Source organism: Streptomyces sp. NBC_00075, from assembly GCF_045041225.1.
Classification (GTDB): domain Bacteria; phylum Actinomycetota; class Actinomycetes; order Streptomycetales; family Streptomycetaceae; genus Streptomyces; species Streptomyces adonidis.
The window spans coordinates 6,816,502-6,842,850 of the sequence record NZ_CP108243.1 but is presented as its reverse complement, the minus strand read 5'-3'; the positions used below and the strand labels follow the sequence as shown (position 1 = coordinate 6,842,850).

Here is a 26,349-nt window from a genome sequence, read left to right as displayed (position 1 = left end):
TGCTCAGGGTTGTCGGGTTGGTGCGGCGCCGTGGGGGCTGGTCGCGCAGTTCCCCGCGCCCCTAAAAGGGGCGCGTTTGTACAGCCGTAGTGTTACGCCGCTGCCCCTGAACTCCCGGATCGGTGTGAACTGCTCCTGCACCACCGTCCGTTTGAGTCGGTCCGTCGGAGTTTCCGGGTGCCAGGCCGGGCTCAGGGCGTACGGTTCCGCGATCAGCCAGAACCGGTCCAGTGCCGCCAGTCGTCGGCGTAGTGCGGCCGGGTCGGCCTCGATGCCGTACAGGGTGCCGGAGGTGCGCGCCGACTCGGCGAGGGCCACGTCCCGGACTCCTCTGAAGCCCTTCGGATACGCCAGGGCCGAGCGGCGGCCGAGGGACGGGAGGAACAGGACCGGGTCGCCGGGGCGCAGTTCGCGGGACGCGAGTGCGGAGGCGGTGGCGAGGTTGGCGCCGCCGCGGTGGGCCATCGTCCGGTCCTGGCGGAGGAGCGGGAGCTGGTGTGCGCAGACCAGGGTCACCGCCAGCACCCCGGCCGCCGTGACGGTCGCGCGGGGCGGGCTCGGCACGGCCCGGGCGATGCGGTCGGCTCCGGCGGCGACCAGGAGCGGGGCGCCGGCCAGGGCGTACAGGACGTAACGGTCGTCGTAGAGCGGCGACCACTGGGAGACCGTCATGAGGATCGCCGGGGGTACGAGGAGCAGCGGGAGGGCTACGGCCGCCAAGGGTGGCTCGGCGCCGGGGCGGGTGGGCCAGGGGCGGCGCAGGGCCACGTACATGAGGATCAGGCAGGGGGCGAGGACCTCGTCCGTCGGGCCGGCGAACTGGCGTACGAGGCGGTCGACGCTGCCCTGTCCGGGTGGGCGCAGCCATGCCACCTGCGCGGACTGGGCGTGCGAGAGCAGCGCCAGTGGGAGCAGCGTCAGCGTCACGGCGCCGGACGCGCACAGCCAGCGCGTCCACATCCGTCGGGGGACGCGGGTGAGCGCGAGGGTCATGGCGTGGGCGAGGAGGAGCAGTACGGCGAACTCGTGGAGGAGGCAGGTGACGGCGAGGACCACTCCGTACGGCGTCCAGGAGCGGCCCGCGAGTGCCCGTACGAGCAGCAGCGTCGCGCCTGCCGCACCGGCCGCGACCAGCGCGTACGAGCGGCCCTCCTGGGCGTAGTGGCCGGCCATCGGTGTGACCGCGTACAGCAGACCGGCCCAGAGGCCGACGCGCGGGGAGGCCAGGCGGGCGCCGAGGGCCGCGACCAGGCCGGCGGTCGCGGTGGCGGCGAGGACGGACGGGAGGCGGAGCAGGACCTCGCCGGGGTGGACGGCGAGGACAGGCCGCATGAGCAGGTAGTACAGGCCGTGCACGGCGTCGACCTCGTGCAGCAGCCGCCAGATCTGCGGGACCGTGCGCCGCGCGACCTGGAAGGTGGCGGCCTCGTCACGCCATATGCCGCCCCGGTCGAGCCCCCAGCAGCCGATCGCCAGCATGACGGCCATGGGGATCACGGGGACCGCGACGGCGGCTGCCTTCTTGTTCATCCCCTTGTTCTTGTTCATCCCTTGTCCATCGGCCCGTTGATCACGGGATTGATTTTGTGCGATTAGACAACCTTGGGCGGCGATTGATGCCGAATTGACGTGAATACGGCATCCGTGCGGCTTACGATTCCGGCCGTGACGAGACCCCCCACCAAGAACCGCCACCTCCTCACCCTCGCCGTCGGCTGGGCCGTCTCCCGGGCCCTGATGCTGTGGCTGCTGGTCCACGACGACTTCCCGCTGCTCGGTGGCGGCGGGGTGGCGCGTGAGGTGCAGCGGCTGTATTTCCGCTGGTACGGCGTCCTCACCCAGGGCGCCTTCCCCGTGGACGACACGCTGTGGCAGTACCCGCCGGGTGCGGGTCCGGTGCTGCTGTCGCCCGCGCTGCTGCCGCCGCTGACGTACTTCGAGGCGTTCGTGGCGCTCACGCTCGCCACCGACGCCCTGATCCTGATCGCCCTCACGCGCGCGGGACGGCGTCCCGGGCGTTCCCTGCGCGGTGCCGTCTATTGGACGGCGGGTCTGCCGCTGCTCCTCCAGGTGCCGCTCGCGCGCTACGACGTGCAGGTCACGGCGTTCGCCGTCATCTCCCTGTTGACGTTGTCGCGCTCCCCGCGCGCGTGCGGCGCTTTCGCGGCACTGGGCGCCCTGGTGAAGGTCTGGCCCGCGCTGGTGCTGGTGGGTCTGCCGAGGGGCCGTACGACCCGATCGGCGTGGACGTCCGCGACGGTCACGGCGACGGTCGCGCTGGGCGTCCTGGCGGTGGCCTTCAGCGACCCGTTCTCCTTCCTGCGCCAGCAGGGCGGGCGGGGCGTGCAGATCGAGTCGTTCGGCGGTACCGCGCTCGCCCTCGCCACGCGCGCCGGGTGGGAGGGGCGCGTGCGCTACCAGTACGGCGCGATGGAGTTCGTGGGCCCGTACGTGTCGTCCGTGGCCGCGCTGTCCCTCGGCCTGACGGTCGTGGCGTTCGGGCTCCTGCTGCTGTGGCGGGTACGGGCCCGGCACTGGACGGAGGCGACGCCGTTCGACGCGGCGCTGACCGCCGTACTCCTCTTCACGATCACCAGCCGGGTGATCAGCCCGCAGTACATGGTCTGGCTGCTCGGCCTGGCCGCCGTCTGCCTGACCTCGCGGCACACCAGCCAGCGCCCGGTGGCCTGGCTGCTGCTGGCGGCCACCGCGGTGACCAGCGTCGACTATCCGGCCATGTACGCCGATGTCATCGAGTGCAGTTGGACGGGCGTGGCGGTGATGGTCGTACGCAACGGCCTGCTGGCAGCGGCGGCGATCACGTCCTTCGTACGGTTGTGGCGAGCGACCCGCCCGGCCACGATTCCGCACCCTTCACCGCCCGCGTCCGTCGCTTCACTCCCCGAGCGGGAACTAAGTGCGCCGTAACGGGAGTTAGCTGACAAAGCCCGAGCGACCACCCGACCACACGAGGGGACGACCCCATATGACCTGGCTGATCACCGGCGGCGCCGGCTACATCGGGGCGCATGTCGTCCGCGCGATGACCGAGGCGGGCGAGCGGGCCGTGGTGTACGACGACCTGTCCACCGGTATCGCCGAGCGGGTGCCGGACGGCGTGCCGCTGGTCGTCGGCTCGACCCTGGACGGCGAGCGGGTGGCGCGCGCCCTGCGGGACCACGAGGTGACCGGCGTGGTCCACCTGGCGGCGAAGAAGCAGGTGGGCGAGTCGGTGGACCGCCCCCTGCACTACTACCGGGAGAACGTGGAGGGGCTGCGCGTCCTGCTGGACGCGGTCACGGCGGCCGGGGTCCCGTCGTTCGTGTTCTCGTCGTCGGCGGCGGTGTACGGCATGCCGGATGTGGACCTGGTGACGGAGGAGACACCGTGCGCACCGATGAGCCCGTACGGCGAGACGAAGCTGGTGGGTGAGTGGCTGGTCCGCGCGACGGGCCGGGCGACGGGCCTGTCGACGGCGTGCCTGCGCTACTTCAACGTGGCCGGCGCCGCGACCCCGTCCCTGGCGGACGTGGGCGTCTTCAACATCATCCCGATGATCTTCGAACGGCTGACGGCCGACGAACCCCCGCGCGTCTTCGGCGACGACTACCCGACCCCGGACGGCACCTGCGTACGGGACTACATCCACGTGACGGACCTGGCGGAGGCCCATGTGGCGACCGCGCGGGCACTGGAGGCGACGCCGGGCCGCGCACTCACCCTCAACATCGGCCGGGGGGAAGGGGTTTCGGTCCGCGAGATGATCGACCGCGTGAACGAGGCGACGGGCCACACCCTGCCCCCGGTCGTGGCCCCGCGCCGCCCGGGCGACCCGGCGAGGGTGGTGGCCTCGGCCGACCGCATCGCCACGGAACTGGGCTGGAAGGCGAAGCACGACGTCCAGGACATGATCACCTCGGCATGGGAGGGCTGGGTGCGCCTGCACCCGGAGGCGGGGACTACGCCTGGGCAGACCGGGCGGTAGCGACAAGAAGGGGTTGGAAGAAGCCGGTCGAGGCGGGCTCCGACCAGGTCACCTCACAGAACCCGGAGTCGACGACGAACCGAGCCAACTCGCTGCGCCGCAGGGCCCAGTAGGTGGCCCGCCGAACCCGTACGGCCCACTCGTCGCCCTGCTCCTCCAGCAGGAAGACCTCGTAGTCGTACCGCTCCCCGTCCGCATGCCACTCCCAGAGCTGGAATCCGACGGCACGCCCGCCCCCGGACCGGGACACGCTGGGCGGGGTGGCGGCGGGCCGCTCGGCGAGGATCTCGTCGTACGGCCGCGTACTGACCACCAGCACCCCACCGTCCCGCAGCACGCGCCGCATGTCGACGAGAGCGGCCCGTACATCCGCCTCGGTGAGCAGATGGGGCAGGGCGTTGTCGGCACAGACGACGGCATCGAACCGCCCGTCCGGGAAAGGCAGTTGCCGCATGTCACCGACAGCGCCCCGAACCCGCACCCCCCGATCGGCGGCCTCCGCCACAGCACGCCCGACGGCCACTTCACTGACATCGCTCCCGACGACGTCGTACCCCCGCATCGCCAGCCCGACAGCCTGCGTACCGATCCCACAGGCACAGTCGAGCACCGCCCCGGCACCCGCCCCGAGCCGCTCCCTGATGACCCGGTCGAGGGCCGCGCCCTGCCGGGCGACGCTCGCGTCCCAGTCGGCGTAGAGGAGGTGGTAGTCGGGGGCGAGTTGGTCGTAGAAGCGGGCGACGGGGGAATCGGCCATGCGGGCAGGCTAGCGAGGGGCGGTGCCCAGGGGCCCTACTGGTTGTTCAGATAAGCCAGTACCGCCAGCACCCGGCGATGTCCGCTGTCGCTCGGCGGCAGGCCCAGTTTCAGGAACACGTTGCCGATGTGTTTGCTGACCGAGCGTTCCGTGACCACCAGGGTTTTGGCGATCATCGTGTTGTCGTGGCCCTCCGCCATCAGTTTGAGGACCTCGCGTTCGCGGGGGGTGAGGGAGTCGAGGGGGGAGTCGCGGCGGCGGGTGAGGAGTTCGGCGACCACCTCGGGGTCGAGGGCCGTGCCGCCGGCGGCCACCCGGTCCAGGGCGTCGAGGAACTCGTCGACCCTGCCGATGCGGTCCTTGAGGAGGTAGCCGACGCCGCTCGCGCCGCCACCCAGCAGCTCCGCCGCGTACGACTCCTCCACGTACTGGGAGAGGACCAGCACCGGGAGGCCGGGGATCTGTTCCCTCGCCTCCAGGGCCGCGCGCAGGCCCTCGTCGCGGAAGCCGGGGGGCATCCGGACGTCCAGTACGGCGGCGTCCGGGCGGTGTTCGAGGAGGGCCGGGAGTACCTCGGGGCCACTGCCCACTTCGGCCAGGACCTCGTGTCCGGCCGACGTCAGCAGCAGGACGAGCCCTTGTCTGAGCAGGGCGTTGTCCTCGGCGATCACTACACGCATGACGGTTCGTTCTCCATCCGTTCATCCGGTCCAGCTGCTCGACCGCTCTGCGGCATGCGCGCTCACCATACGCAGGGCAGCTCCACGTCGATCACGGTCGGGCCCCCTACGGGGCTCGACACCTCCACGCTGCCGTCGAGCGCGGCCACCCGGCGGCGCATCCCGAGCAGACCGGTGCCGCCCTTCTCGTCGGCGCCGCCCTGGCCGTGGTCGCCCACCCGGACCTTCAACCCCCTTGGTACGCGGGCGAGTTCGACCCAGGCGGTCGGCGAGCCGCTGTACTTCGCCGCGTTCGTCAGCGCCTCGGCGATCACGAAGTAGGCGGCGGCCTCCACGGCCGCAGGGGCTCGTACGCCGTCCTCGACACCGTCGTCGACCACGCCGACCTCCAGGCCACTGCTCGACGCCAGGGCCCGTACGGCGCCCACGAGACCCCGGTCCGTGAGGATCGGCGGATGGATGCCGCGCACCACGTTGCGCAGCTCGGTCAGCGCCTCCTCGGCCTGGTCCTGGGCGTCCTCCAGCAGCTTGCGGGCGGCCTCCGGGTCACGGTCGTACGCCCGTTTCGCGAGGCCGATCCGCATGGACAGGGAGACCAGGCGGGCCTGGGCGCCGTCGTGCAGGTCGCGCTCGATGCGCCGGAGTTCGGCCCCGTGCGCGGCGACCGCGTCGGCGCGGGTCGCCTTCAGCTGTTCGACGCGCTCGACGAGATTCGCCTTGGGCGAGGGCTTGAGCAGAGCGGCCGACCAGGAGGCGTCGAGGTCGGCGAGCCTGCTGATCAGGGGGAGGACGACCGCCTCGCGGCGCAGCAGCCCGCACCACACGCCGTCGACGACCAGGCCGACCGGCCAGAGCGGGATCATCAGCAGCGGCAGAGCCCCGTACACATAGTGCGCGAGCATCCAGCGCAGGTCCGTGCGTGTGCCGGGGTCGCGGACCACCGTGCGGAGCTTCTCCTTCAGCTTGCCCTGGATGGGCAGATACGCCTCGGGGATCTCCACGCCCGACCACTCGGTCGCCATCCGCCGCTTGGTGCCGGCGAGCCGCCGGATGAGCAGGACCGTCTCGGGCAGCAACCCGATGCCGACGACCGCGAGCGAGACGGTGGCCGTGATCAGCAGGACGGTGATGAATATGTACGAGCCGAAGGCCAGGATCGCGACCGCGACCAGCTGGACCGTGGCCCGCGCTGCTTGCCGCAGTGTCTTCCACATGGCCATCAGGCTAGGCGACGGCATCGCCGGTGCGCGGGAGACCCTGCCCCCGGGTGAGGGTGTAGCCCGCTACACCATGGGTTCGGGAGAGCACTCCCTCGTGGCGGCGGGCGGATACCGGGATCGTTGATCTCGGAAGCACACCGCTCCCCCCTCCGAAAGGCAATCCCATGAAGGCGCTGCTCTCGTCCCGTCCGGTCCTCTGGTTCCTGTTCCTCTTCAACCTCGCCGTGGCGGCCGTCGCGCCCTTCGCGGTGGACGGCGCACAGGGCATCGCGACCGCCGTCGGCATGGGAGTCGTGTCGCTGGGCGCGGGATCGGCCCTGCTGAAGGGGCGTGGGCAGGCGCAGCAGGCCTGAAACAGCGGCGGGAACGGGGGCGGGCGGTGACCGATGGTCACCGCCCGCCCCCGTTCCCGTACGTGCTCTACAGCGCCTTGAGCGCCGCCGTGGTCGCCCGCGCCAGCGACCCCAGATATCCCTTCGGCAGCTTCGGACTGCGGATCACCACCGAGCGCCAGTAGAGCGGCCCCGAGATCAGATCGAGGGCCAGATCGGCGTCGATGCCCGCGCGGACCTCGCCCCTCGCCTCCGCCGCCGCCACGATCCCGCTCGCGACGCCTTCCTGCCCCTCCCGCAGCGCCTTCTGCATGGCGTCGGCGATCTCGGGGTTGCGGGCCGCCTCCGCCTGGAGGTCCGGGATGATCTGCGAGGCCACCGGGTGGCGCAGGGCACGGGACGTCAGCTCGTACAGCAGCCGCAGATCGCCCTCCAGCGTGCCCGTGTCCGGCGCCGGCAGCCCCTGCACCGCGATCGCCGAGACCAGGTCGAGCACCAGGTGCAGCTTCGAACGCCAGCGCCGGTACACCGCCGTCTTGCCGACGCCCGCCCGCCGCGCGATGCCCTCGATGGACATCCGGGCGTATCCGACGGCCGCCAGCTCCTCGAACACGGCCGTGCGAATGGCCTCCGTCACGTCCTCCCGCAGTACGGCGGCCCCGGCGGGGGCCCGGCGGCGGGTCCGCACCGGCGCGGTCCCGGGCTCGTCGGCGTTCGTCGTCATACGGACCAGCATAGGGGCGTCACGACGAAACGGTTGCGTTCCGACGCCGAATCGGAATACGCTCCCGTTACGACGATACGGTCCCGTCCCGACGTAAGAGTTTGGCAAGAAACGCGTAAGACAGCCCCCTCTCCACCCCACTCCCCCAAGCGAAAGCAGCGGATGTGAGCCAGGCCCTCGACACACCGCCCCAGTCCACGGCACCCGCGCCGCCGGTCGTCCCGCCCGAGGGCGACCTCTCGGCGTACGCCCTCCGGCACGGCCTCTCGGTCAGCGGGGCCCGGCCCAGCCTGCCGACGTACGTCCGCCAGCTCTGGGCGCGGCGCCACTTCATCACCGCGTTCGCCACCGCCAAGCTGACCGCCCAGTACAGCCAGGCGAAGCTCGGCCAGATCTGGCAGGTGATGACCCCGCTGTTCAACGCGGCGGTCTACTACTTCATCTTCGGCGTCCTGCTGGGCACCAAGCACGGCGTGCCGGACTACATCCCGTTCCTGGTCACGGGCGTGTTCATCTGGACGTTCACGCAGAGCTCGATCATGGCGGGCACCCGCGCGATCGCGGGCAACCTCGGTCTCGTACGGGCCCTGCACTTCCCGCGCGCGGCCCTGCCGATCTCGTTCTGCCTCCAGCAGCTCCAGCAGCTGCTGTTCTCGATGGCCGCGCTGATCGTGATCCTGCTCTGCTTCGGCATCCCGATCAGCGCCTCCTGGCTGCTGGTCGTCCCCGCCCTGGTACTCCAGTTCGTGTTCAACGCGGGCGTGTCGATGATCATGGCGCGGATGGGCGCGTCCACTCCGGACATCGCCCAGCTGATGCCGTTCGTGCTGCGCACCTGGATGTACGTGTCCGGGGTCATGTGGAGCATCGACAAGCTGGCCACGAAGGACAACCTGCCGCACGTGGTGTCGGTGCTGCTTGAGACCAACCCGGCGGCGATCTACATCGACCTGATGCGCTTCGCGCTGATCGACAGCTACCACTCCAGCCAGCTGCCGGCGCACGTCTGGCCGATCGCGACCGGCTGGGCGCTGCTCGTCGGCGTCGGCGGCTTCATCTACTTCTGGAAGGCTGAGGAGACGTACGGCCGTGGCTGAGAACCCGAACGAGACCCCGAACCAGAACCAGAGCGAGACCCCGAACGAGCAGATCCCCACCGTCGTCGCCGACCACGTCGACATCGTCTACCGGGTCAACGGCACGGGCGCCGGACGCGGCACCGCGACCGCCGCCCTCAACCGGATGCTGCGGCGCAAGCAGAGCGAGAAGGCGGCCGGGGTCCGCAAGGTGCACGCCGTCAAGAGCGTCTCCTTCGTCGCCTACCGCGGCGAGGCCATCGGCCTGATCGGCACCAACGGCTCCGGCAAGTCCACGCTGCTCAAGGCGGTCGCGGGCCTCCTCCCGGTGGAGCACGGCCACATCTACACCGACGGCCAGCCCTCCCTCCTCGGCGTCAACGCGGCCCTGATGGGCGACCTGACGGGCGAGCGCAACGTCTATCTCGGCGGTCTCGCGATGGGCATGTCCCGGGAGCAGATCAAGGAGCGCTACCAGGGCATCGTCGACTTCTCGGGGATCAACGAGAAGGGCGACTTCATCACCCTCCCCATGCGCACGTACTCCTCCGGCATGGGCGCCCGCCTGCGCTTCTCCATCGCCGCCGCCAAGGACCACGACGTGCTGCTGATCGACGAGGCGCTGGCGACCGGCGACCGTTCCTTCCAGCAGCGCTCCGAGGAACGCATCCGCGAGCTGCGCAAGCACGCGGGCACGGTGTTCCTGGTCAGCCACAACAACAAGTCGATCCGGGACACGTGCGACCGCGTCCTGTGGCTGGAACGCGGCGAACTCCGCATGGACGGCCCGACCGACGACGTACTGAAGGAGTACGAGGCCTTCACGAACCGCCCGGCCAAAGCCGCACCCAAAGCCGCCTAGTGGCGGAAAACCCACGTCCGATAAACAAGGAACCGGAACCCGGAAGCGAGCACGATCGAGACGCCCTTCACGGCATTCGACTCGACCGGCCCGTGCAGCCCCAGGCCGTGATAACCGATGTAGAACAGCCCGCTCTCCATCGCGATGCCGATCGCGCTGAACACGAAGAACAGCACGATCTGCTGCCTGGTCCGTGAGGCCCTGTCCCGGTACGTGAAATAGCGGAAACCCAGGTAGTTACTGCCCATGGCGATCAGGCTGGCCAACACGGTCGCCGTCATCGCCCGCCAACCGAGCCCGTGCAGCAGCAGGTTGAAGAACAGGAAGTTCACCAGCACACCGCTGCCGCCGACGGCCCCGAATTTCACCGCTTCGAGGATTACGCGCCGCACCGGCCGGGCAGGATCCGAAATCGGGTTCTCGGAGACATTCACACTCACGCCCGCGACTTTATCCGAGGCGCTCGGACTAGCAGGAAAGGGTAAATTCCCCGTCTGCTTTTCTCCAACAGTTGTCAAGAAAAACGGGGGTGCCCCGAGCCGTCACGGCCCGGGGCACCCCCGTACATGCGTACCGCCTACGAATGCGTCCGCAGCAGCGTCCGCATGGTGCGCATCGCGACCGACAGGTTCGCCAGGTCGAAGGCGTCCGAGGTCTGGATCTCGTCCAGGGTCGTGCGCGCCCGGCCCAGGATCGCCGCGTTCTTCTCCTCCCACGCCTTGAAGCGCTGCTCGGGCGTCGACGTGCCGTTGCCGACCGCGAGGACGTCCGCCGTGAGCGCCGAGTGGGCCGCGTACAGGTCCTCGCGGATGGAGGCGCGGGCCATGGACTGCCAGCGGTCGGCGCGCGGCAGCTCGATGATGCGGTCCATCAGCTGGGTGATGTGGAGCCGGTCGGCGAGGTCGTAGTACACCTCGGCGACGTCCATCGGCTTACGGCCCATCCGGTCGGCGACCGAGACGATGTCCAGCGTCGGGAAGGCGGACGAGAAGCCCGCGACCCGGGTGGCGAGTGCGTCGGGGACACCGGCGCCCGTCAGCTCGTCGTAGATCTTCTGGTACCAGTCCAGATCCGCGCCGCGCAGCAACTTGGGCAGCTGGGACCAGACTTGGCCCACCCGCTCGCCGAAGAACTCGATGGTCTCCGTGAGTTGCAGCGGCTGCGGCCGGTTGTTGAGCAGCCAGCGGGTGCCGCGCTCGACAAGTCGCCGCGAGTGCAGGCGGATCCGGGTCTGGACGGCGGCCTCGACGGTGTTGTCGAGCGCCTCGACCCCGTCCCACACCGCGCTGGAGTTGAAGATCGCGCGGGCCGCGGTCTGCGCCCGCACCACCTCCTCCAGCGAGGCCCCGGTCTCCTCGCGCAGCCGGTGCAGGAAGCTCGTACCGCCCGTGTTGACCGTGTCGTTGACGAGGACGGTCGTGATGATCTCGCGGCGCAGCGCGTGCCCGTCGATCTGCTCGGGGAACTTCTTGCGCAGCGCGCTCGGGAAGTAGGCGTCCAACAGGCGGCGCAGATACGGGTCTTCGGGGAGCGAGGTGCGCAGCAGCTCGTCCGCGACGGTGATCTTCGTGTACGCGAGGAGCACGGCCGTCTCCGGACCGGTCAACCCCTGTCCGCCGCCGAGCCGTTCACGGATCTGCCGGTCGGTCGGCAGGAATTCGAGCGCCCGGTCCAGGTGCCCCTCCCTGACCAGGTGGCGCATGAAGCGCTGCTGGGCGTGGAGCATGTCCTTGGACTGGGCGAGGGCGTTGGCGATGGCCGTGTTCTGCGCGTAGTTGTTGCGCAGGACGAGCTTGCCGACCTCGTCGGTCATCTTCGCCAGCAGCGTGTTGCGCTGCTTGACGGTCATGTCGCCTTCCGCGACCAGGGAGTTGAGCAGGATCTTGATGTTCACCTCGTGGTCGGAGGTGTCCACGCCCGCGCTGTTGTCGATGGCGTCGGTGTTGATCTTCCCGCCGGTCTGCGCGAACTCGATCCGCCCGAGCTGGGTGAGCCCGAGGTTGCCGCCCTCGCCGACGACCTTGACGCGCAGATCGCCGCCGTCGACGCGGATGGCGTCGTTGGCCTTGTCGCCGACGTCGGCGTGGGACTCCGTACTCGCCTTGACGTACGTGCCGATGCCGCCGTTCCACAGCAGGTCGACCGGGGCCTGGAGGATCGCCTTCATCAGGTCGGCCGGTGTCATCTTGGCGATGCCGGCCTCGATGCCGAGCGCCTCGCGGATGTGCGAGTTGACCGGAATGGCCTTGGCGGTACGGGGGAAGATGCCGCCCCCGGACGAGATCAGCTTGCTGTCGTACTCCGCCCAGCTCGACCTCGGCAGCTCGAAGATCCGCCGCCGCTCAGCGTAGGAGGTGGCCGCGTCCGGATTCGGGTCGATGAAGATGTGCCGGTGGTCGAAGGCGGCGACGAGCCGGATGTGCTCGCTCAGCAACATCCCGTTCCCGAAGACGTCACCGCTCATGTCACCGACACCCACGACGGTGAAGTCCTCGCTCTGCGTGTTGACGCCCAGCTCACGGAAGTGCCGCTTGACGGACTCCCAGGCGCCCCGCGCGGTGATGCCCATGCCCTTGTGGTCGTACCCGGCCGAGCCGCCCGACGCGAAGGCGTCGCCGAGCCAGAAGTTGTACGCCTGGGCGACCTCGTTGGCGATGTCCGAGAAGGTCGCCGTGCCCTTGTCGGCGGCGACGACGAGATAGGTGTCGTCCTCGTCGTGCCGTACGACGTCGGCGGGCGGCACGACCTCGCCGGCCACCAGGTTGTCGGTGATGTCGAGGAGCGCCGAGATGAACGTCTTGTAGCTGCGGACCCCCTCGGCGAGCCACGCGTCCCGGTCCACACTCGGATCCGGCAGCTGCTTGGCGACGAACCCGCCCTTGGCGCCGACCGGCACGATGACGGTGTTCTTCACCATCTGCGCCTTGACCAGCCCGAGGATCTCCGTACGGAAGTCCTCCCGCCGGTCCGACCAGCGCAGACCGCCGCGCGCGACCTTCCCGAACCGCAGATGGACGCCTTCCACCTTCGGCGAGTAGACCCAGATCTCGTACGCCGGACGCGGCGCCGGCAGGTCCGGGATGGCCTGCGGGTCGAACTTCATGGAGACGTAGTCGTGCGGCCTGCCGCCCGCGCTCTCCTGGTAGAAGTTCGTCCGCAGGGTCGCCTTGATGACGGTGAGGAAGGACCGCAGGATGCGGTCCTCGTCGAGGGAGGCCACCTGGTCGAGAGCCGCGTCCAGCTCCTCCATGAGGGCGTCGGTCAGCTCCAGGCCCGCCCGCTGCCGCTCCGGCGACATCCGCGCCTCGAACAGCGAGACGAGCAGCCGGGTGGTGTGGACGTTGTTGCGGAGGGTGTCCTCCATGTAGTCCTGGCTGAACGTGGAACCGGCCTGCCGCAGGTACTTGGCGTACGCCCGCAGCACCAGCGCCTGCCGCCAGTCGAGGCCCGCGCTCAGCACCAGCGCGTTGAAGCCGTCGTTCTCGGCCTGCCCGGTCCAGGTGGCCGAGAAAGCCTCCTGGAAACGCTCGCGGCCGTCGTCCCCGAGATAATCCCCGCCGCCGCTCAGCGACTTGGGCAGCCGGAGCCCGAAGTCGTAGATCCAGGCGGTGGTCCGGTCCGAGCAGCGCAGCTCGTACGGCCGCTCGTCGATCACCTCGACGCCGAGCCGGTTGAGGACGGGCAGTACGGCGGACAGCGAGACGGACTCGCCGGTGCGGTAGATCTTGAACCGGCGCTCACCGGGCGCGGCGCCCACCGGCTCGTAGAGGCTCAGCGCGAAGTTCGTGCCGACGCCCAGCTTTTCGAGGTGGACGAGGTCGGCGACGGCGGCGCGCGGGTTGTGGTCGGCCTTGTAGCCCTCGGGGAAGGCGTTCCCGTACCGGCGCAGCAGTTCGGCGGCGCGCTCCTCGCCGCACTCGGCGTTGAGGGCCTCGGCGAAGGCGTCGGCCCAGGACCGGGCGGCCTCGACGAGCCGCGCCTCGATGCGCTCCTTGTCCCGGTCGGACAGCTGCGGCAGCTCGGTCCCCTGCGGAACGCGAACGACGAAGTGCAGCCGGGAAAGGATCGACTCGGTGTTCCAGGCGGTGAAGTCGACGCTGGTACCGCCGAGTTCCTCCTTCAGGATGTCGATGATCCGCAGCCGTACGCCGGTGGTGTACCGGTCACGCGGCAGATAGACGAGGGCGGAGTAGTAGCGCCCGTACTCGTCCTGCCGCAGGTAGAGCCGAAGCCGCCGCCGCTCCTGAAGGTAGAGAACGGACGTGACGATCGACCGGAGCTCATCGGGCGGCGTCTGGAACAGCTCGTCGCGCGGGTAGGTCTCCATGATCTGGAGGAGGTCGCGCCCGTCATGGCTGTTGGGCGAGAACCCGGCGCCCCGCAGCACCTCGTCGACCTTGCGGCGGACGACGGGCACCCGGCGCACGGACTCGGTGTAGGCGGCGGAGGAGAACAGCCCCAGGAACCGCCGCTCCCCGACGACCTCACCGTTCTCGTCGAACTTCTTGACCCCGACGTAGTCGAGATAGGAGGGCCGATGAACAGTCGCCCGGCTGTTGGCCTTGGTCAGGACGAGGAGCTTGTGCTCGCGGGCCTTGGCGCGGGCGTCGGCGGGCAGCCGCTCGAAGGAGGGGCTGACCGGATGCCCCTCGTGCTCGGAGTGGTGCGGGTCGGACCGCAGGATGCCGAGCCCGGTACCGGGCACAGCGGCCAGCGAATCATCTTCCCGCAGCTCGTACTCGCGGTAGCCGAGGAAGGTGAAGTGGTCGTCCGCGAGCCAGCGCAGCAGCTCGCGCGCCTCCTCGACGTCCTGGTCGCGCAGGTCGTCGGCGGTGGGCTCCTTGGGCAGTTCCTCGGCGATGCGCAGCGCGGAGTCGCGCATCTTCTCCCAGTCCTCGACGGCCTCACGGGTGTCGGACAGGACGCGCAGCAGGTCGTTGGTGATCTGCTTCAGATCGGCGCGGTCGGTCTCACGGTCGATCTCGACATGGATCCACGACTCGACGTGCGCGTCGTGCGGCAGCTCGGCGCTCGCCGCACTCCCGGTCGCCTGGGCGGGCAGCACCTCGACGAGCTTGCCGGTGAGGTCCCGTCGTACGACGAACTGCGGATGGACGACGAGATGGATGCCGCGCCCCTGCCGGGACAGTTCGTTGGTGACCGAGTCGACGAGGAAGGGCATGTCGTCCGTCACGACCTCGACGACGGAGTGACTGCACGTCCAGCCGTTCTCCTCGACGGTCGGGGTGTGCACCCGCACGCTCGCCGTGCCCTGCGGCCGTGTCCCGCCCAGGCGGTAGTGCGAGAAGGCGGCGCCGAAGACGTCGACCGGGTCGCGGCCGACGAGGTCCTCCGGGGCGGTGTGCAGGTAGTAGCGCTGGAGGAACGCGAGCACGGTGTCGTGGTCCGGGGTGCCGGGGTCTCCGCCGGGCGTGGTTGCACGTGTCGTCCCAGTCGGTAGGTGCCCCCCGACCGGGCTGTTCTCAGCTACCCGGGCGGCCCTTTCGAGCAGCTCGGTCTTGGCTTCGTCCAGCTTGGTCTGCATTGTCCTCTGGCTCCTGTCGCGCGTCGTTGCGTGACGTAGAAGGAAGTAGGTCTCCCTCTCCGGCACAACGCCACGACGCGGGGTCTCCGGTCAGTTCCGACGCTATGCCGCAGGGTGGGAAGAGCGGGGGGTTATCAGCCATTCTCGGCACCCCGACGGAGTGTGACGCTGCTCTCGGCAACGCCGGTCCATGGGATGCGTACGGCGTCCTGGGAACCCTCGGGGTTCCGTCCCGCCCGCGCCGACCAGCGATCACCGCCCGGGCACGGATGTGGTCCGTGCACTCCGGGCGCAGGGCAGGGGCATGAGCGCCCCCGCGACGTATCGCGCTGATCACGCCACCAGGCTATCGCTCATGACGGGGGCCACGTCATGAGCCATTTGTGTACAAAAGCAGGCCGGGAAGTTTGACATTCTGAACAGCGGGAGAAGGAAGGAAGCCCGAAACACCCCCGGACGACTGCGCAGACCGCCCTACGCGGCCAAACGCTCGGCCTCCGCGACGGCTTCCTCCAGGCTGTCCACCACGGGCACACCCACCGCTTCAAGACTGGCCCGCCCATGGGACCCACCGGTGTAGAGCACGGCCCGCGCCCCCACATGCCGGGCGGCGATCGCATCGTCGGCGGCATCCCCGATCACCACGGTGCGCGCGGCCTCGACACCGGTGAGCGCACCGAGATGACGCACCATGTGCTCGGCCTTGCTGCCACCGGAAGGCCCGGTCCGCCCGTCGACGCGGACGAAGTGCGGCTCGATCCCGAACCCCCTGACCAGCGGAACAAGTTCGTCATGCCCATACATACTCAGAATGGACTGACTACGCCCGGCCGACTGCCACCCGGCGAGCAGATCCCGCGCCCCCACGGCCAGCTCACAAGCCACGCGATGCTCCGCGTAGTACCGATGAAAGATGTCATCCATGACAGCCCACTCGTCCTCGGTGGGCAGCCGCCCGAGCAGCCGCTCGTAGAACCGCGGCACGGGTACGCAGTACAGCTCCCGGTACTGCTCCAGCGTGATGGGCTCCAGCCCCAGCTCCCCGAACGCCGCGTTGGTCGCCCCTATGACGGCCTCGGTGTCATGAAACAAGGTCCCGTTCCAGTCCCACACGATGTGAGCCACTCCGTACTTCCCCATACGAAGAACGTACCCCGCACCACTGACAGACCCCACTCGAGCGCAGGCCCAGGCATCTTCGGCCCGTCCGGCGTTTGAGGACGAGCGCGTCAGCCCGACTTTCCCACGCACCCGCCCCAGCGACGGCCGGCACCACCCAGCCCGTCCGGCGTTTGAGGACGAGGCCGTTCAGGCCGACAGCGGGGGTCTGGGGGCGGAGCCCCCAGGGATGGGACGGGTAGGGGCGGCGGGGGCGAAAAAACCACCCCCCGCCCCCTCACGCCTCACCCCGACAACCCCACCAGGTTGGGAATCTCCTGCGTGGCATACCAAAGCAGCTCATGATCCTCAGCCCCGTCCACGACGAACTGCGCATCGTCATCCCCCCGATCCGCCGCCCCCAACGCATCCGCAGCCGCCGCGACATCCCCCTCCGCCTCCCCTGAATCGACATGCACAGCCGCAGCCTTCCCCAGGGAAACAGCCCCACCGACCCGCACCTCACCCAACGCCCCGGGATCAAGCCCACGATCGGGGTCGGCAACAGCCACCCCGTCCGCGACATCAAGGGCGACAACCACCCGCCGCCGCACCACCCCGGGCTCCATCGCAAGCAACCGCAGAGAAGCGAGCGCGGCCCGATTCAACGCCGCGTACTCCAGCTCCTCGATGTCGTCGGACAGATACCACTCACGCAACGCGGGCGTGACGGCGTACGCGACGAACGGCCCCGCCCCCAACTCACCCGTCTTGTACGCCTCGGCAAGGCCAGGGAGGGTCAGAGGGACGTAGACGCGCATGACTGACCGCTTTCGTAGTAGGCGTTTCCGCGACCGGAACCAGCACCGGAACGAGCAACCGGAAACCAGCAGCCGGGACCCTCCCGTACGACCCGGGAAGACCCTCAGAATACGTCGGGGCGTCCCCTTTCGAGTCCCCGCCCAGGCCTCTCCGAGCGTCCACCCCGCTCCCCGAAATTCACCCCCGCACCCCGCACCCACCAGGCCTTTTCCCTCCGAAAACCACTCTGATAAGTGAACCTCGGATCCCTCCGAACCACGGCCTCTCCCTGCTTGCACCCAGTCGATCACTCCCCGTACAAGATCCCCACCAGAAAGTTACCGCCCGGTACCCACCCGGGCCCCAAGAAACGGGGACATTCCATGAACAAGGTGATGACAAGGACGGTCCGCCGAACCCCGTCCCGCCCGCCGGTACGCCGCGACACCCGCCGCCCCGGCAGCGCCCCACACCGCACCACCCCGGGCGGAGGCGCGCCCCGTACGCCCGTCCTCGAAACCACCACGCCCAGCACCGGAACCCGCCCCGAACCCCGGGTCCCCGCCCAGGGACAGCACAGGACAACGCCCCAGCGCCCCCTCCAGCCCCGCCAGGCACCCCTCCCGCAGCCCCGCCCCACCGACCTCTTCGCCGACCGCCTCCTGGCCGTCCTGAGCGGCGAACGCCCCGTCCACAGCATGCTGCGCCACACCGTGGGCCGCGCCTACGACGAACTGGCCTGGCTCGCGGAACGCGGCCCCCTGCGCACCCGCGGCACCCGCCCCGTGGTCCGCGACGTCGGCTACTACGAACCCAGCCAGGGCGCCCTGGAGGCCTTCGCCCGCATCGGCGCCGGCGACCAGCTCCGCGCGATGGCCTTCCGCCTGGAACTGGGCCACGACTTCCGCTGGCGCTGCACGGCGGTGGAACTGGGCGGCCCCCGAAGGCCGCACACGGACGACTGAGCCCCGCCCGCCCTCCCGCACACAAGACAGAAGGGCCGGCCACCCCATCGGATGCCCGGCCCTTCACACAGCGACTACCAGAGGTACTCACTGCTTGCTGCACTACTGCACTACTGCACTACTGCACTAGCGAATTACCGCCTGCTTCTCGCCGGCTTCTCGCCTACTTCTTGCGCCGACGCCCACTCCGCTGCTGCTTGCGCCGCTCCGCGCGCGTGAGCCCGTCCGCCTCGGACCGCACCTCGTCGTCGTCACCGACCAGGTCGCCCTCGACGACGCCGCCCTCGCCATCCACGGTCGGCGCGGAGAAGTGGAGCCGGTCCCGCCGCTGCGGAGCGTCGAGCCCCTTGGCCCGGATCTCCGGCCGGGAACCGGCGCTCGCCTGCGCCGGCACCGAGTCCTCGACGCCCTTGTCCAGCGACGGCTTGGCGTCCGCGACCGGGACCTCCTCGACCTGCTGCTCGACCTGGACCTCCAGGTTGAACAGGTAGCCGACGGACTCCTCCTTGATGCCCTCCATCATGGCGGTGAACATGTCGAAGCCCTCGCGCTGGTACTCGACCAGCGGGTCCTTCTGCGCCATGGCGCGCAGGCCGATGCCCTCCTGGAGGTAGTCCATCTCGTAGAGGTGCTCGCGCCACTTGCGGTCGAGGACCGACAGCACGACCCGGCGCTCCAGCTCACGCATGATCTCGGAGCCGAGCTGCTCCTCGCGCGACGCGTACTGGTCGTGGATGTCGTCCTTGATCGACTCGGAGATGAACTCGGCGGTCAGCCCGGCCCGGTCGCCCGCCGCCTCCTCCAGCTCGTCGACGGTGACCTTCACCGGGTAGAGCTGCTTGAAGGCGCCCCACAGCCGGTCCAGGTCCCACTCCTCGGCGAAGCCCTCGGCGGTCTCCGCGCCGATGTACGCATCGATGGTGTCGTCCATGAAGTGCTGGACCTGCTCGTGCAGGTCCTCACCCTCCAGGACGCGGCGACGCTCGCCGTAGATGACCTCGCGCTGCCGGTTGAGGACCTCGTCGTACTTGAGGACGTTCTTGCGGGTCTCGAAGTTCTGCGTCTCGACCTGCGACTGGGCGGAGGCGATGGCCCGGGTGACCATCTTGTTCTCGATCGGTACGTCGTCCGGAACGTTCGCCATCGACATGACGCGCTCGACCATCTGGGCCTTGAACAGCCGCATGAGGTCGTCGCCGAGGGAGAGGTAGAACCGCGACTCGCCGGGGTCGCCCTGACGTCCGGAACGACCGCGCAGCTGGTTGTCGATCCGCCGGGACTCGTGCCGCTCGGTGCCGAGGACGTAGAGCCCGCCGAGGTCCTTGACCTCTTCGAACTCGGCCTTGACGGCCTTCTCGGCCCGCTCCAGGGCGGCCGGCAGGGCCGCGGCCCACTCCTCGATGTGCTCCTCGGGGTCGAGGCCGCGCTGACGCAGCTCCGCCTCGGCGAGGTCGTCGGGGTTGCCGCCGAGCTTGATGTCCGTACCACGGCCGGCCATGTTCGTGGCGACCGTGACGGCGCCCTTGCGGCCGGCCTGGGCGACGATGGTCGCCTCGCGGTCGTGCTGCTTGGCGTTCAGCACCTCGTGCTGGATGCCGCGCTTGGAGAGCTGCTGCGAAAGATATTCGGACTTCTCGACAGAGGTCGTACCGACGAGGATCGGCTGACCCTTCTCGTGCTTCTCGGCGATGTCGTCGACGACCGCCTCGAACTTCGCGACCTCGGTGCGGTAGATCAGGTCGGACTGGTCCTTGCGGACCATGTCGCGGTTGGTCGGGATCGGGACGACACCGAGCTTGTAGATCTGGTGGAACTCGGCGGCCTCGGTCATGGCCGTACCGGTCATACCGGAGAGCTTCTCGTAGAGACGGAAGAAGTTCTGGAGGGTGATGGTCGCAAGGGTCTGGTTCTCGTCCTTGATGTCCACCCCTTCCTTCGCCTCGATCGCCTGGTGCATGCCCTCGTTGTAGCGGCGGCCGGCGAGGATACGGCCGGTGTGCTCGTCGACGATCATGACTTCGCCGTCGATGACGACGTAGTCCTTGTCGTTCTTGAAGAGTTCCTTGGCCTTGATGGCGTTGTTCAGGTAGCCCACCAGCGGCGTGTTCACCGACTCGTACAGGTTGTCGATGCCCAGCCAGTCCTCGACCTTGGCGACACCCGACTCGTGGATGGCGACCGTGCGCTTCTTCTCGTCGACGTCGTAGTCGCCGGTCTCCTCGATGCCCTTGAGGGGGTTGCCCGTCTCGCCGCGCTTGAGGCGCGTGACCAGCTTGGCGAAGTCGCCGTACCACTTGGTGGCCTGGTCGGCCGGGCCGGAGATGATCAGCGGCGTACGGGCCTCGTCGATGAGGATCGAGTCGACCTCGTCGACCACGGCGAAGTTGTGGCCGCGCTGGACGAGTTCGTCCTTGGACCACGCCATGTTGTCGCGCAGGTAGTCGAAGCCGAACTCGTTGTTCGTGCCGTACGTGATGTCGCAGCCGTACTGCTCGCGTCGCTGGGCCGGCGTCATGTTGGCGAGGATGCAGCCGACAGTCAGGCCCAGGAACTTGTGCACGCGCCCCATGAGTTCGGAGTCGCGCTCGGCCAGGTAGTCGTTGACCGTGATGAGGTGGACGCCGTCTCCGGAGAGGGCGTTCAGATACGTCGGGAGGGTGCCGACCAGGGTCTTGCCCTCGCCGGTCTTCATCTCGGCGACATAGCCGAGGTGGAGGGCCGCGCCGCCCATGATCTGTACGTCGTAGTGGCGCTGCCCCAGCACGCGCTTGGCGGCCTCGCGCACGGTGGCGAAGGCCTCGGGCAACAGGTCGTCCAGACTCTCACCGTCGGCGTACCGCTGCTTGTACTCATCGGTGAGGGCCCGCAGCTCGGCGTCGGAGAGGTCGACAAAGTCCTCTTCGATGGAGTTGACCTGGTCCGCGATGCGGTGCAGCTTGCGCAGGATTTTGCCTTCGCCTGCACGCATGATCTTCGAGAGGACGGACACGGGGGTTGGTCTCCTTGCCGGTCGGGCCTGGGACGGTCGGTTTCCATTGTCTTAACTGAGCAACGGCCATCGTATGCGAGGACCCCGCCAAGCCGGGAGGCCTGCCAGTGGGACAGCCATAAGGAGAACGGCCGGGAGTCACGGATGGTGCCGCGCCCGACCCACGAATTGCACGAATTGTGATCACGAACTCACGCTCAGCAAAAGGGATGGCGCCCTCATCCCGCCCCGAGCAGAATCGGCCGATGGACCCCGTCACGCTCACCACGGCCCGCCTGCTCCTGCGCACGGTCGGCCCCCTCGACACGGACGCCGTGTACGCCGCGGTGCAGGACGCCGACATCCAGCGCTGGACGACCATCCCGTCGCCCTACCTCCCCGAGCACGCCCACAGCTTCACCACCCAGCTGGTGCCCGACGGCTGGGCGGACGGCTCGATGTTCACGTTCGGCGTCTTCCTCCCCGAAGGGGAGGAACTGGTGGGCATGCTCGCCCTGACGATGCGCTCCCTGGGAGTGGCCGAGATCGGCTTCTGGGCCACGAAGACCCACCGAGGCAACGGCTACATCACAGAAGCCACGACCAAAGCCTCCCACTGGGCCTTCACCCACCTCTCGGTGGACCGAGTGGAATGGCGAGCGGAGGTGGGCAACACCCCCTCCCGAGCAACAGCAGAACGAGCAGGCTTCACCCTGGAAGGCACCCTCCGCTCAGCAATCAACAACAAGGGAGTACGCCGAGACTGCTGGGTAGCCTCCCTACTCCCCTCAGACCTGGGCCTCCCGTCAACGTCCCCGTACCTCCCGGCCCCGAACACCTCCGGCCCGTCCGGCGTCTGAGGGCGACCTGGGCATGCCAGCCCGTCCGGCGTTTGAGGACGAGCGCGTTCAGCGCGACCTTCTACCCACCCAGGCCAGCCATCTCAGCCCGTCCGGCGTTTGAGGACGAGGCCGTCCAGGCCGATGGCGGGGGTCTGGGGGCGCAGCCCCCAGGGATGGGACGGGTAAGGGCGGCGGGGGCGAAAAAACCATCACCCGCACCCAAACCCCCAGCTCACCCCGCACTGTCAGTCCCACCCCCTATCGTGCGGAAGCATGACGAGCAGCCCGCCGCACCCCACACAACTCTCCGCCGACGAAGCCCGCCGCATCGCCCTACGAGCCCAAGGCTTCCTGGGCACCCCCAACCGCAAGGCAGGCACCCGCGGAATCCTCCGCCACCTCGGCGCGGTCCAGCTCGACACGATCTCCGTACTGGCCCGCTCCCACGAACTCATCCCGTACGCCCGCCTGGGCGCCATACCGCGCAAGAACGTCGAAGCGGCGTACTGGAACCCCACCCCCACAGCAGAAGCCACACCCCACGCCCCTCACCCCCACCCCCACCCCCACGCCTTCGAATACTGGTCCCACGCCGCCTGCATCCTCCCCGTAGAGGAATGGCCCCACTTCGCCTTCCGCCGCCGCGCCTACCGCTCCCGCCCCCACTGGAACCACGACCTCCCACCCGGCACCTACGACCAGGTCATCAAGCAACTCCGCACCGAAGGCCCCCTCACCGCAACGGAGTTGGGCGGCGCGAAACGCACCAGCGAATGGTGGGACTGGTCCGGCACCAAGGTCGCCGTCGAACGCGCCCTGATGTACGGCGAGGTGGTCTGCGTGGAACGCCGAGGCTGGAAGCGGGTGTACGACCTGGCCGAGCGAGCCATCCCGCCCACGCTGCTGCACGACGAACTGGACGACACCGAGTGCCTGCGCCGCCTGGTCCGCCTCGCGGGCCAGTCCCTGGGCGTCGGTACCCGCTCCGACATCGCCGACTACCACCGTCTCAAGGCGGAACAGGTCGACGCGGTGATCGCGGACTCGGGCCTGGTCCCCGTCACGGTCGAGGGCTGGGGCAAGCCGGCCTGGGCCGACCCGGCAGCCCTGGAGACACCCCCACGAGGCCGCCACCGCACGACCCTGCTCTCCCCGTTCGACTCCCTCATCTGGGAGCGGGCCCGCACGGAACGGATCTTCGGTTTCACGCACCGCCTGGAGGCCTACGTCCCGAAGCCGAAGCGCGTGTACGGCTACTTCGCGATGCCGGTCCTGGCAGGCGGCCACCTCGTCGGAAGGGTCGACCCCGCCCGAGAGGGCAACACCCTGGTGGCCAGACAGGTCAGCCTGCACGGCCCGAAGGCGGTCCCGGCGGTGGCCCAGGCCCTCCTGGAGGCAGCGACCTGGGTGAACTGCACAGACGTACGAGTGGAACGGGTGGACACCCCGGACCTACGCACCCCCCTGGCAAGGGAACTGACCAAGGCCCTGGGCTGACTCACCGCTACCGGAACTCAAGCCGTTACCGGATCTCGAGGATCTTCTCCCGCATCGCGTAAACCACGGCCTCCATCCTGGAGTGCAGCTGCAGCTTCTCCAGGATGTTGCGCACATGGTTCTTCACGGTGTTCTCGGAGATGAACAACTCCTTGGCGATATCCCGGTTGTTCATCCCGGTGGCGACGAGCTTCAGCACTTCCAGCTCGCGTTCCGTGAGCCGCGGCGCGGGCACCAGCCGCCGCTCGTCCGTCCGCTGGATCATCGACTTGAATTCGGTGAGCAGCTTCGACGCCATCGAGGGGCTGATCTGCGACTGTCCGTCGGCGACCGCGCGAATGGCCGTGGCCACCTCATCGGTGGAGATCTCCTTGAGGAGATAACCGGTCGCCCCCGCCTTGATCGCCTCGTACAGATCGGCTTCCTCGTCGCTGATCGTCAGCATGATGATCTTGGCACTGGGCGCGACCTCCTTGATGGAGGTGCACGCCTCGATCCCACCGCGCTTCGGCATCCGTACGTCCATCAGCACGATGTCGGGCAGTAGATCGGCGGCCTTGTCGACCGCCTCCGCCCCGTCCCCCGCCTCACCGACGACCTGGATGTCCTCCTCGGCCGCGAGCACGATCTCCAGTCCACGACGGAAGAGGGCGTGGTCGTCCACGACAAGGACTCTGATCGGCTCCTTGCGCGAGGTACCCGTGTCCGGGCCCATGCCGGTGACGCTGTCGTCGGCATCCTCGACCTGCATCGGTCCGAAGCTGTCCGCCATCGTTCCTCCCCCTGAAGGCTGTGGCCTGTGGTTCTGTGCCATCGCCAACCCAAGGCAACGGCCCACCGGTTGGGCCGTTGCGGCCATGATTCCATGCCCGGGCGACAGTGCGGTGACAGAGCGGGTTCCGGAGGGGTCGCACACGGGTGCCCCTGGGGGCGCACGCGCGCTCCAGGGGCACCCGCTCGGCTCTCTCCGGGGGCGGTCAGCCGCCCAGCGTGCCACCCGCCGCGGGGGAATGCGCCTGATGGGCGACCATCGGGTCCGTGTTGAGGTGGATCACGCCGTAGTCGTAGGCGTGCCGCCGGTAGACGACACTCGGTTCCTTGGTCTCGGAGTCGACGAACAGGTAGAAGTCGTGCCCGACCAGTTCCATCTCGTAGAGAGCCTGGTCGAGCGTCATCGGGGAGGCGACGTGGGTCTTCTCGCGGACGATGAGGGGGCCTTCGCCCTTCACTTCCAGCGAGCCGATCCTCTTGATGGGCACGCCGTCCGCGGCTTCCTCCTGGACGGGGTGACCGTTGCCGTTCAGCGTTGCCGCGTCCGGGACGTGGTCGGCGACCTCGGCGGCCGTGAGCCGGCCTGCGCCCCGTCGGGTGTAACGCTTGTCGTGCTGCTTGCGCAGCCGGGCCTCGAGCTTGTCGGCCGCGAGGTCGAGTGCCGCGTACGGGTCGCTTGCCGCTGCTTCCGCCCGGATCACCGGACCGCGGGAGTGGAGCGTGATCTCCACTCGGTCGGAGCGGTCGGCCTGCCGGGGGTTGGGCTCCTTGGACACCTCGACGTCGAGGCTGATCACCTTGCCGTCGAGCTTCTGGATCCTCTCCAGCTTCAGCTTCTCGGCCACGTGCTTCCGGAACCGCTCGGGCACCTCGGTCTTGCGTCCCTTGACGACGATGTCCACGCAGAACTCCGTTCCCGGATCGCCCCGCTTCAGTGGCGGAGCGTCTCCCTTTTGCACCAGGCTCCGGTGTGCCCCGGAACCTCGGACTCGGCGACTTCCACCTCCTCCTCCCCCATGGGCAAGATCCCCACTCGGCCGGCTGGGGTGATTAAGCAAAACCCGCAGCACGGCATTCGGATTTGCGAGGTGTGGCCTGCGGCTTTCCCTCACAACCGAACATATCTCGCCCGGACGGATGTCGTCACCCTCTACCGGCGCGTACCTCCGTTCAAGTGAATTGACCCTCTCACTACCTGCAACGATGCAAGTTCGCGGTCAGTTCCGGTTTATTTCGAAAGAATCAGGCGTCGCGGCGACCACAGCCGCGCAGATCATGACTTCGAAGGCGGCCGGCGCCACCATTCCCGACACTCCTGGCCTCCGCTCCACACCCGTGCCCGCGGCTCCCGGCCACCGTTCCCCTCTGCCTTCCCACCCCGCTCCCGAATACACGGCGTTCCTCGCCCCTCTCACGTCCGCAACCGCTTCCCGCACCGCACGCGCGGCCTCGGCCAGCGAGGCACCGGTCGTCATCAGATCGTCGACCAGAACAACCGCACCCCCACCAGAGCCCGAACCGGGGCCCCCTCCCCCCTCCCCACCCCCGCCTCCCTCACTCCCACTCCCACTCCCACTCCCACCCACCAGCAACCGCCCACCCCCCGCGACCACGCCCAGCGCACCCGCGAGATTGTCCAACCGCTCCCGGGAGTTGAGCCCCGCCTGGTCGGCCACGGCACGCCGCTGCCGCAGCACCGCCAGTACCCGGGCCGACGTACCGGACCCGCGCAGCACCCCCGCAGCCGCGAGCGCGATCCGCCGGGCCGGATCGTGCCCCCGGGCCCGTACGGCCCGACGCGCGGACGGCACAGGCACGAGCAGCACACCCGTACCACCGCGCAGGGCGCCGGTCGGCAACCCTGCCCGTACAGCTCCCGCCAGAGCCGTCCCGAGCGGCCCCGCGAGTGTCAGTGCGCCCCTTTCCTTGTGCGCGAGGAGTACCGCACGCACCTCGTCCTCGTACCGGGCCGCCGCATGGACCACCGGCAGCCCGGGCGGCTCCGGTACAGGTCGCACCCGGCTCGGTGCGGCCCCGTCCAGGGCGGCACGGCACTCCGGGCAGAGCACCGTGCGAGGCCTCCCACAGCCTCCGCACTCGGCCGGCAGCACCAGGTCACTGAGGTCCTGCCACCACCCCCGCATGACCACCACTCTGCCAACACCGGCGCGACCCGGCCACCCCTGTGGACAACGCCCTGTGGATAACTCCCCGCGCCCCGAAAAC

At 69.2% G+C, this 26,349-nt stretch carries 22 protein-coding genes; 9 read left to right on the top strand and 13 right to left on the bottom strand.

The genetic code is table 11. The features are described from left to right. Positions 1 to 3: 3 nt before the first annotated feature. Positions 4 to 1,548, bottom strand: coding sequence for a glycosyltransferase family 39 protein (locus tag OG787_RS29895; protein ID WP_405537145.1), 1,545 nt, complete (start codon positions 1,546 to 1,548; stop codon positions 4 to 6). 117 nt (positions 1,549 to 1,665) lie between these two features. Between OG787_RS29895 and OG787_RS29890 the strand changes: the two genes are divergently transcribed. Together OG787_RS29890 and galE are read left to right on the top strand one after the other, a co-directional pair. Further along, complete coding sequence (locus tag OG787_RS29890; protein WP_405537143.1) at positions 1,666 to 2,928, top strand: glycosyltransferase 87 family protein; 1,263 nt, start codon at positions 1,666 to 1,668, stop codon at positions 2,926 to 2,928. Positions 2,929 to 2,986: 58 nt separating this feature from the next. After that, a complete protein-coding gene (gene galE / locus OG787_RS29885) occupies positions 2,987 to 3,985 on the top strand; it encodes a UDP-glucose 4-epimerase GalE (RefSeq protein ID WP_369037477.1) in 999 nt (332 codons plus the stop codon). Here the strand turns inward: galE and OG787_RS29880 are convergent. The 3 genes from OG787_RS29880 to OG787_RS29870 all read right to left on the bottom strand — a co-directional run bounded on the left by OG787_RS29880 (position 3,960) and on the right by OG787_RS29870 (position 6,636). Beyond that, a complete protein-coding gene (locus OG787_RS29880) occupies positions 3,960 to 4,742 on the bottom strand; it encodes a class I SAM-dependent methyltransferase (RefSeq protein WP_405537141.1) in 783 nt (260 codons plus the stop codon). The genes galE and OG787_RS29880 overlap by 26 nt on opposite strands. A gap of 35 nt (positions 4,743 to 4,777) precedes the next feature. Beyond that, positions 4,778 to 5,422 carry a LuxR C-terminal-related transcriptional regulator gene (locus OG787_RS29875; protein WP_369037475.1) on the bottom strand — a complete coding sequence of 215 codons (645 nt, stop codon included), beginning with the start codon at positions 5,420 to 5,422 and terminating at the stop codon, positions 4,778 to 4,780. 62 nt (positions 5,423 to 5,484) lie between these two features. Then, complete coding sequence (locus tag OG787_RS29870) at positions 5,485 to 6,636, bottom strand: histidine kinase (protein WP_369037474.1); 1,152 nt, start codon at positions 6,634 to 6,636, stop codon at positions 5,485 to 5,487. Between OG787_RS29870 and OG787_RS29865 the strand changes: the two genes are divergently transcribed. Both OG787_RS29865 and OG787_RS29860 read left to right on the top strand, forming a co-directional pair. Next, positions 6,635 to 6,766: a hypothetical protein gene (locus OG787_RS29865; RefSeq protein ID WP_405537140.1), complete on the top strand. Its 132-nt coding sequence runs from the start codon at positions 6,635 to 6,637 to the stop codon at positions 6,764 to 6,766. The genes OG787_RS29870 and OG787_RS29865 overlap by 2 nt on opposite strands. Before the next feature lie 40 nt (positions 6,767 to 6,806). Continuing rightward, positions 6,807 to 6,995, top strand: a complete 189-nt coding sequence (locus tag OG787_RS29860) for a hypothetical protein (RefSeq protein ID WP_369037472.1) — start codon at positions 6,807 to 6,809, stop codon at positions 6,993 to 6,995. 67 nt (positions 6,996 to 7,062) lie between these two features. On the opposite strand, the gene OG787_RS29855 is transcribed toward OG787_RS29860, so the two are convergent. Further along, positions 7,063 to 7,698, bottom strand: a complete 636-nt coding sequence (locus OG787_RS29855; protein WP_369037040.1) for a TetR/AcrR family transcriptional regulator — start codon at positions 7,696 to 7,698, stop codon at positions 7,063 to 7,065. Positions 7,699 to 7,862: 164 nt separating this feature from the next. On the opposite strand from OG787_RS29855, the gene OG787_RS29850 reads away from it, so the two are divergent. Both OG787_RS29850 and OG787_RS29845 read left to right on the top strand, forming a co-directional pair. Further along, positions 7,863 to 8,795: an ABC transporter permease gene (locus OG787_RS29850; RefSeq protein ID WP_405537138.1), complete on the top strand. Its 933-nt coding sequence runs from the start codon at positions 7,863 to 7,865 to the stop codon at positions 8,793 to 8,795. Continuing rightward, positions 8,788 to 9,636: an ABC transporter ATP-binding protein gene (locus OG787_RS29845; RefSeq protein ID WP_405537136.1), complete on the top strand. Its 849-nt coding sequence runs from the start codon at positions 8,788 to 8,790 to the stop codon at positions 9,634 to 9,636. Before OG787_RS29850 ends, OG787_RS29845 begins: the two co-directional genes overlap by 8 nt. Here OG787_RS29845 and OG787_RS29840 read toward each other — a convergent pair. The 4 genes from OG787_RS29840 to OG787_RS29825 all read right to left on the bottom strand — a co-directional run bounded on the left by OG787_RS29840 (position 9,633) and on the right by OG787_RS29825 (position 17,100). After that, complete coding sequence (locus OG787_RS29840) at positions 9,633 to 10,076, bottom strand: GtrA family protein (protein WP_369037042.1); 444 nt, start codon at positions 10,074 to 10,076, stop codon at positions 9,633 to 9,635. The genes OG787_RS29845 and OG787_RS29840 overlap by 4 nt on opposite strands. Before the next feature lie 137 nt (positions 10,077 to 10,213). Continuing rightward, positions 10,214 to 15,181 (bottom strand): NAD-glutamate dehydrogenase, encoded by a 4,968-nt coding sequence (locus OG787_RS29835; RefSeq protein ID WP_405537135.1) that lies wholly within the window; start codon positions 15,179 to 15,181, stop codon positions 10,214 to 10,216. A 474-nt stretch (positions 15,182 to 15,655) separates the two neighbouring features. Continuing rightward, positions 15,656 to 16,321, bottom strand: a complete 666-nt coding sequence (locus OG787_RS29830) for an HAD family hydrolase (protein ID WP_369037044.1) — start codon at positions 16,319 to 16,321, stop codon at positions 15,656 to 15,658. Positions 16,322 to 16,584: 263 nt separating this feature from the next. Further along, positions 16,585 to 17,100: a DUF6912 family protein gene (locus OG787_RS29825; protein WP_369037045.1), complete on the bottom strand. Its 516-nt coding sequence runs from the start codon at positions 17,098 to 17,100 to the stop codon at positions 16,585 to 16,587. Between the two features lie 363 nt (positions 17,101 to 17,463). On the opposite strand from OG787_RS29825, the gene OG787_RS29820 reads away from it, so the two are divergent. Further along, positions 17,464 to 18,045 (top strand): Rv3235 family protein, encoded by a 582-nt coding sequence (locus OG787_RS29820; protein ID WP_369037046.1) that lies wholly within the window; start codon positions 17,464 to 17,466, stop codon positions 18,043 to 18,045. A gap of 163 nt (positions 18,046 to 18,208) precedes the next feature. Here OG787_RS29820 and secA read toward each other — a convergent pair whose 3' ends face one another. Further along, positions 18,209 to 21,034 carry a preprotein translocase subunit SecA gene (gene secA, locus OG787_RS29815; RefSeq protein ID WP_369037047.1) on the bottom strand — a complete coding sequence of 942 codons (2,826 nt, stop codon included), beginning with the start codon at positions 21,032 to 21,034 and terminating at the stop codon, positions 18,209 to 18,211. Between the two features lie 245 nt (positions 21,035 to 21,279). Here secA and OG787_RS29810 point away from each other — a divergent pair, with 245 nt between their 5' ends. Then, complete coding sequence (locus OG787_RS29810) at positions 21,280 to 21,873, top strand: GNAT family N-acetyltransferase (protein ID WP_405537134.1); 594 nt, start codon at positions 21,280 to 21,282, stop codon at positions 21,871 to 21,873. Between the two features lie 255 nt (positions 21,874 to 22,128). Continuing rightward, positions 22,129 to 23,352 carry a winged helix-turn-helix domain-containing protein gene (locus tag OG787_RS29805; protein ID WP_405537132.1) on the top strand — a complete coding sequence of 408 codons (1,224 nt, stop codon included), beginning with the start codon at positions 22,129 to 22,131 and terminating at the stop codon, positions 23,350 to 23,352. A gap of 25 nt (positions 23,353 to 23,377) precedes the next feature. Here OG787_RS29805 and OG787_RS29800 read toward each other — a convergent pair whose 3' ends face one another. From OG787_RS29800 to OG787_RS29790, 3 genes are all read right to left on the bottom strand, one after another. Continuing rightward, complete coding sequence (locus tag OG787_RS29800) at positions 23,378 to 24,124, bottom strand: response regulator transcription factor (RefSeq protein ID WP_235478226.1); 747 nt, start codon at positions 24,122 to 24,124, stop codon at positions 23,378 to 23,380. A gap of 205 nt (positions 24,125 to 24,329) precedes the next feature. Then, entirely contained in the window at positions 24,330 to 25,025 is a 696-nt protein-coding gene (gene hpf / locus OG787_RS29795) for a ribosome hibernation-promoting factor, HPF/YfiA family (RefSeq protein WP_405537131.1), read from the bottom strand. Between the two features lie 315 nt (positions 25,026 to 25,340). Further along, the gene (locus OG787_RS29790; RefSeq protein WP_405537130.1) at positions 25,341 to 26,267 is read right to left on the bottom strand and encodes a ComF family protein; all 927 of its coding nucleotides are present in this window, start codon (positions 26,265 to 26,267) and stop codon (positions 25,341 to 25,343) included. Positions 26,268 to 26,349 lie beyond the last annotated feature (82 nt).

Coding starts and splice junctions, on each gene's coding strand:
- OG787_RS29895 (WP_405537145.1), bottom strand. CDS start 1,548: ATGAACAAGAACAAGGGGATGAACAAGAAGGCAGCCGCCGTCGCGGTC.
- galE (WP_369037477.1), top strand. CDS start 2,987: ATGACCTGGCTGATCACCGGCGGCGCCGGCTACATCGGGGCGCATGTC.
- OG787_RS29880 (WP_405537141.1), bottom strand. CDS start 4,742: ATGGCCGATTCCCCCGTCGCCCGCTTCTACGACCAACTCGCCCCCGAC.
- OG787_RS29875 (WP_369037475.1), bottom strand. CDS start 5,422: ATGCGTGTAGTGATCGCCGAGGACAACGCCCTGCTCAGACAAGGGCTC.
- OG787_RS29865 (WP_405537140.1), top strand. CDS start 6,635: ATGGCCATCAGGCTAGGCGACGGCATCGCCGGTGCGCGGGAGACCCTG.
- OG787_RS29870 (WP_369037474.1), bottom strand. CDS start 6,636: ATGTGGAAGACACTGCGGCAAGCAGCGCGGGCCACGGTCCAGCTGGTC.
- OG787_RS29860 (WP_369037472.1), top strand. CDS start 6,807: ATGAAGGCGCTGCTCTCGTCCCGTCCGGTCCTCTGGTTCCTGTTCCTC.
- OG787_RS29855 (WP_369037040.1), bottom strand. CDS start 7,698: ATGACGACGAACGCCGACGAGCCCGGGACCGCGCCGGTGCGGACCCGC.
- OG787_RS29835 (WP_405537135.1), bottom strand. CDS start 15,181: ATGCAGACCAAGCTGGACGAAGCCAAGACCGAGCTGCTCGAAAGGGCC.
- OG787_RS29830 (WP_369037044.1), bottom strand. CDS start 16,321: ATGGGGAAGTACGGAGTGGCTCACATCGTGTGGGACTGGAACGGGACC.
- OG787_RS29825 (WP_369037045.1), bottom strand. CDS start 17,100: ATGCGCGTCTACGTCCCTCTGACCCTCCCTGGCCTTGCCGAGGCGTAC.
- OG787_RS29820 (WP_369037046.1), top strand. CDS start 17,464: ATGAACAAGGTGATGACAAGGACGGTCCGCCGAACCCCGTCCCGCCCG.
- OG787_RS29810 (WP_405537134.1), top strand. CDS start 21,280: ATGGACCCCGTCACGCTCACCACGGCCCGCCTGCTCCTGCGCACGGTC.
- OG787_RS29805 (WP_405537132.1), top strand. CDS start 22,129: ATGACGAGCAGCCCGCCGCACCCCACACAACTCTCCGCCGACGAAGCC.
- OG787_RS29800 (WP_235478226.1), bottom strand. CDS start 24,124: ATGGCGGACAGCTTCGGACCGATGCAGGTCGAGGATGCCGACGACAGC.
- OG787_RS29790 (WP_405537130.1), bottom strand. CDS start 26,267: ATGCGGGGGTGGTGGCAGGACCTCAGTGACCTGGTGCTGCCGGCCGAG.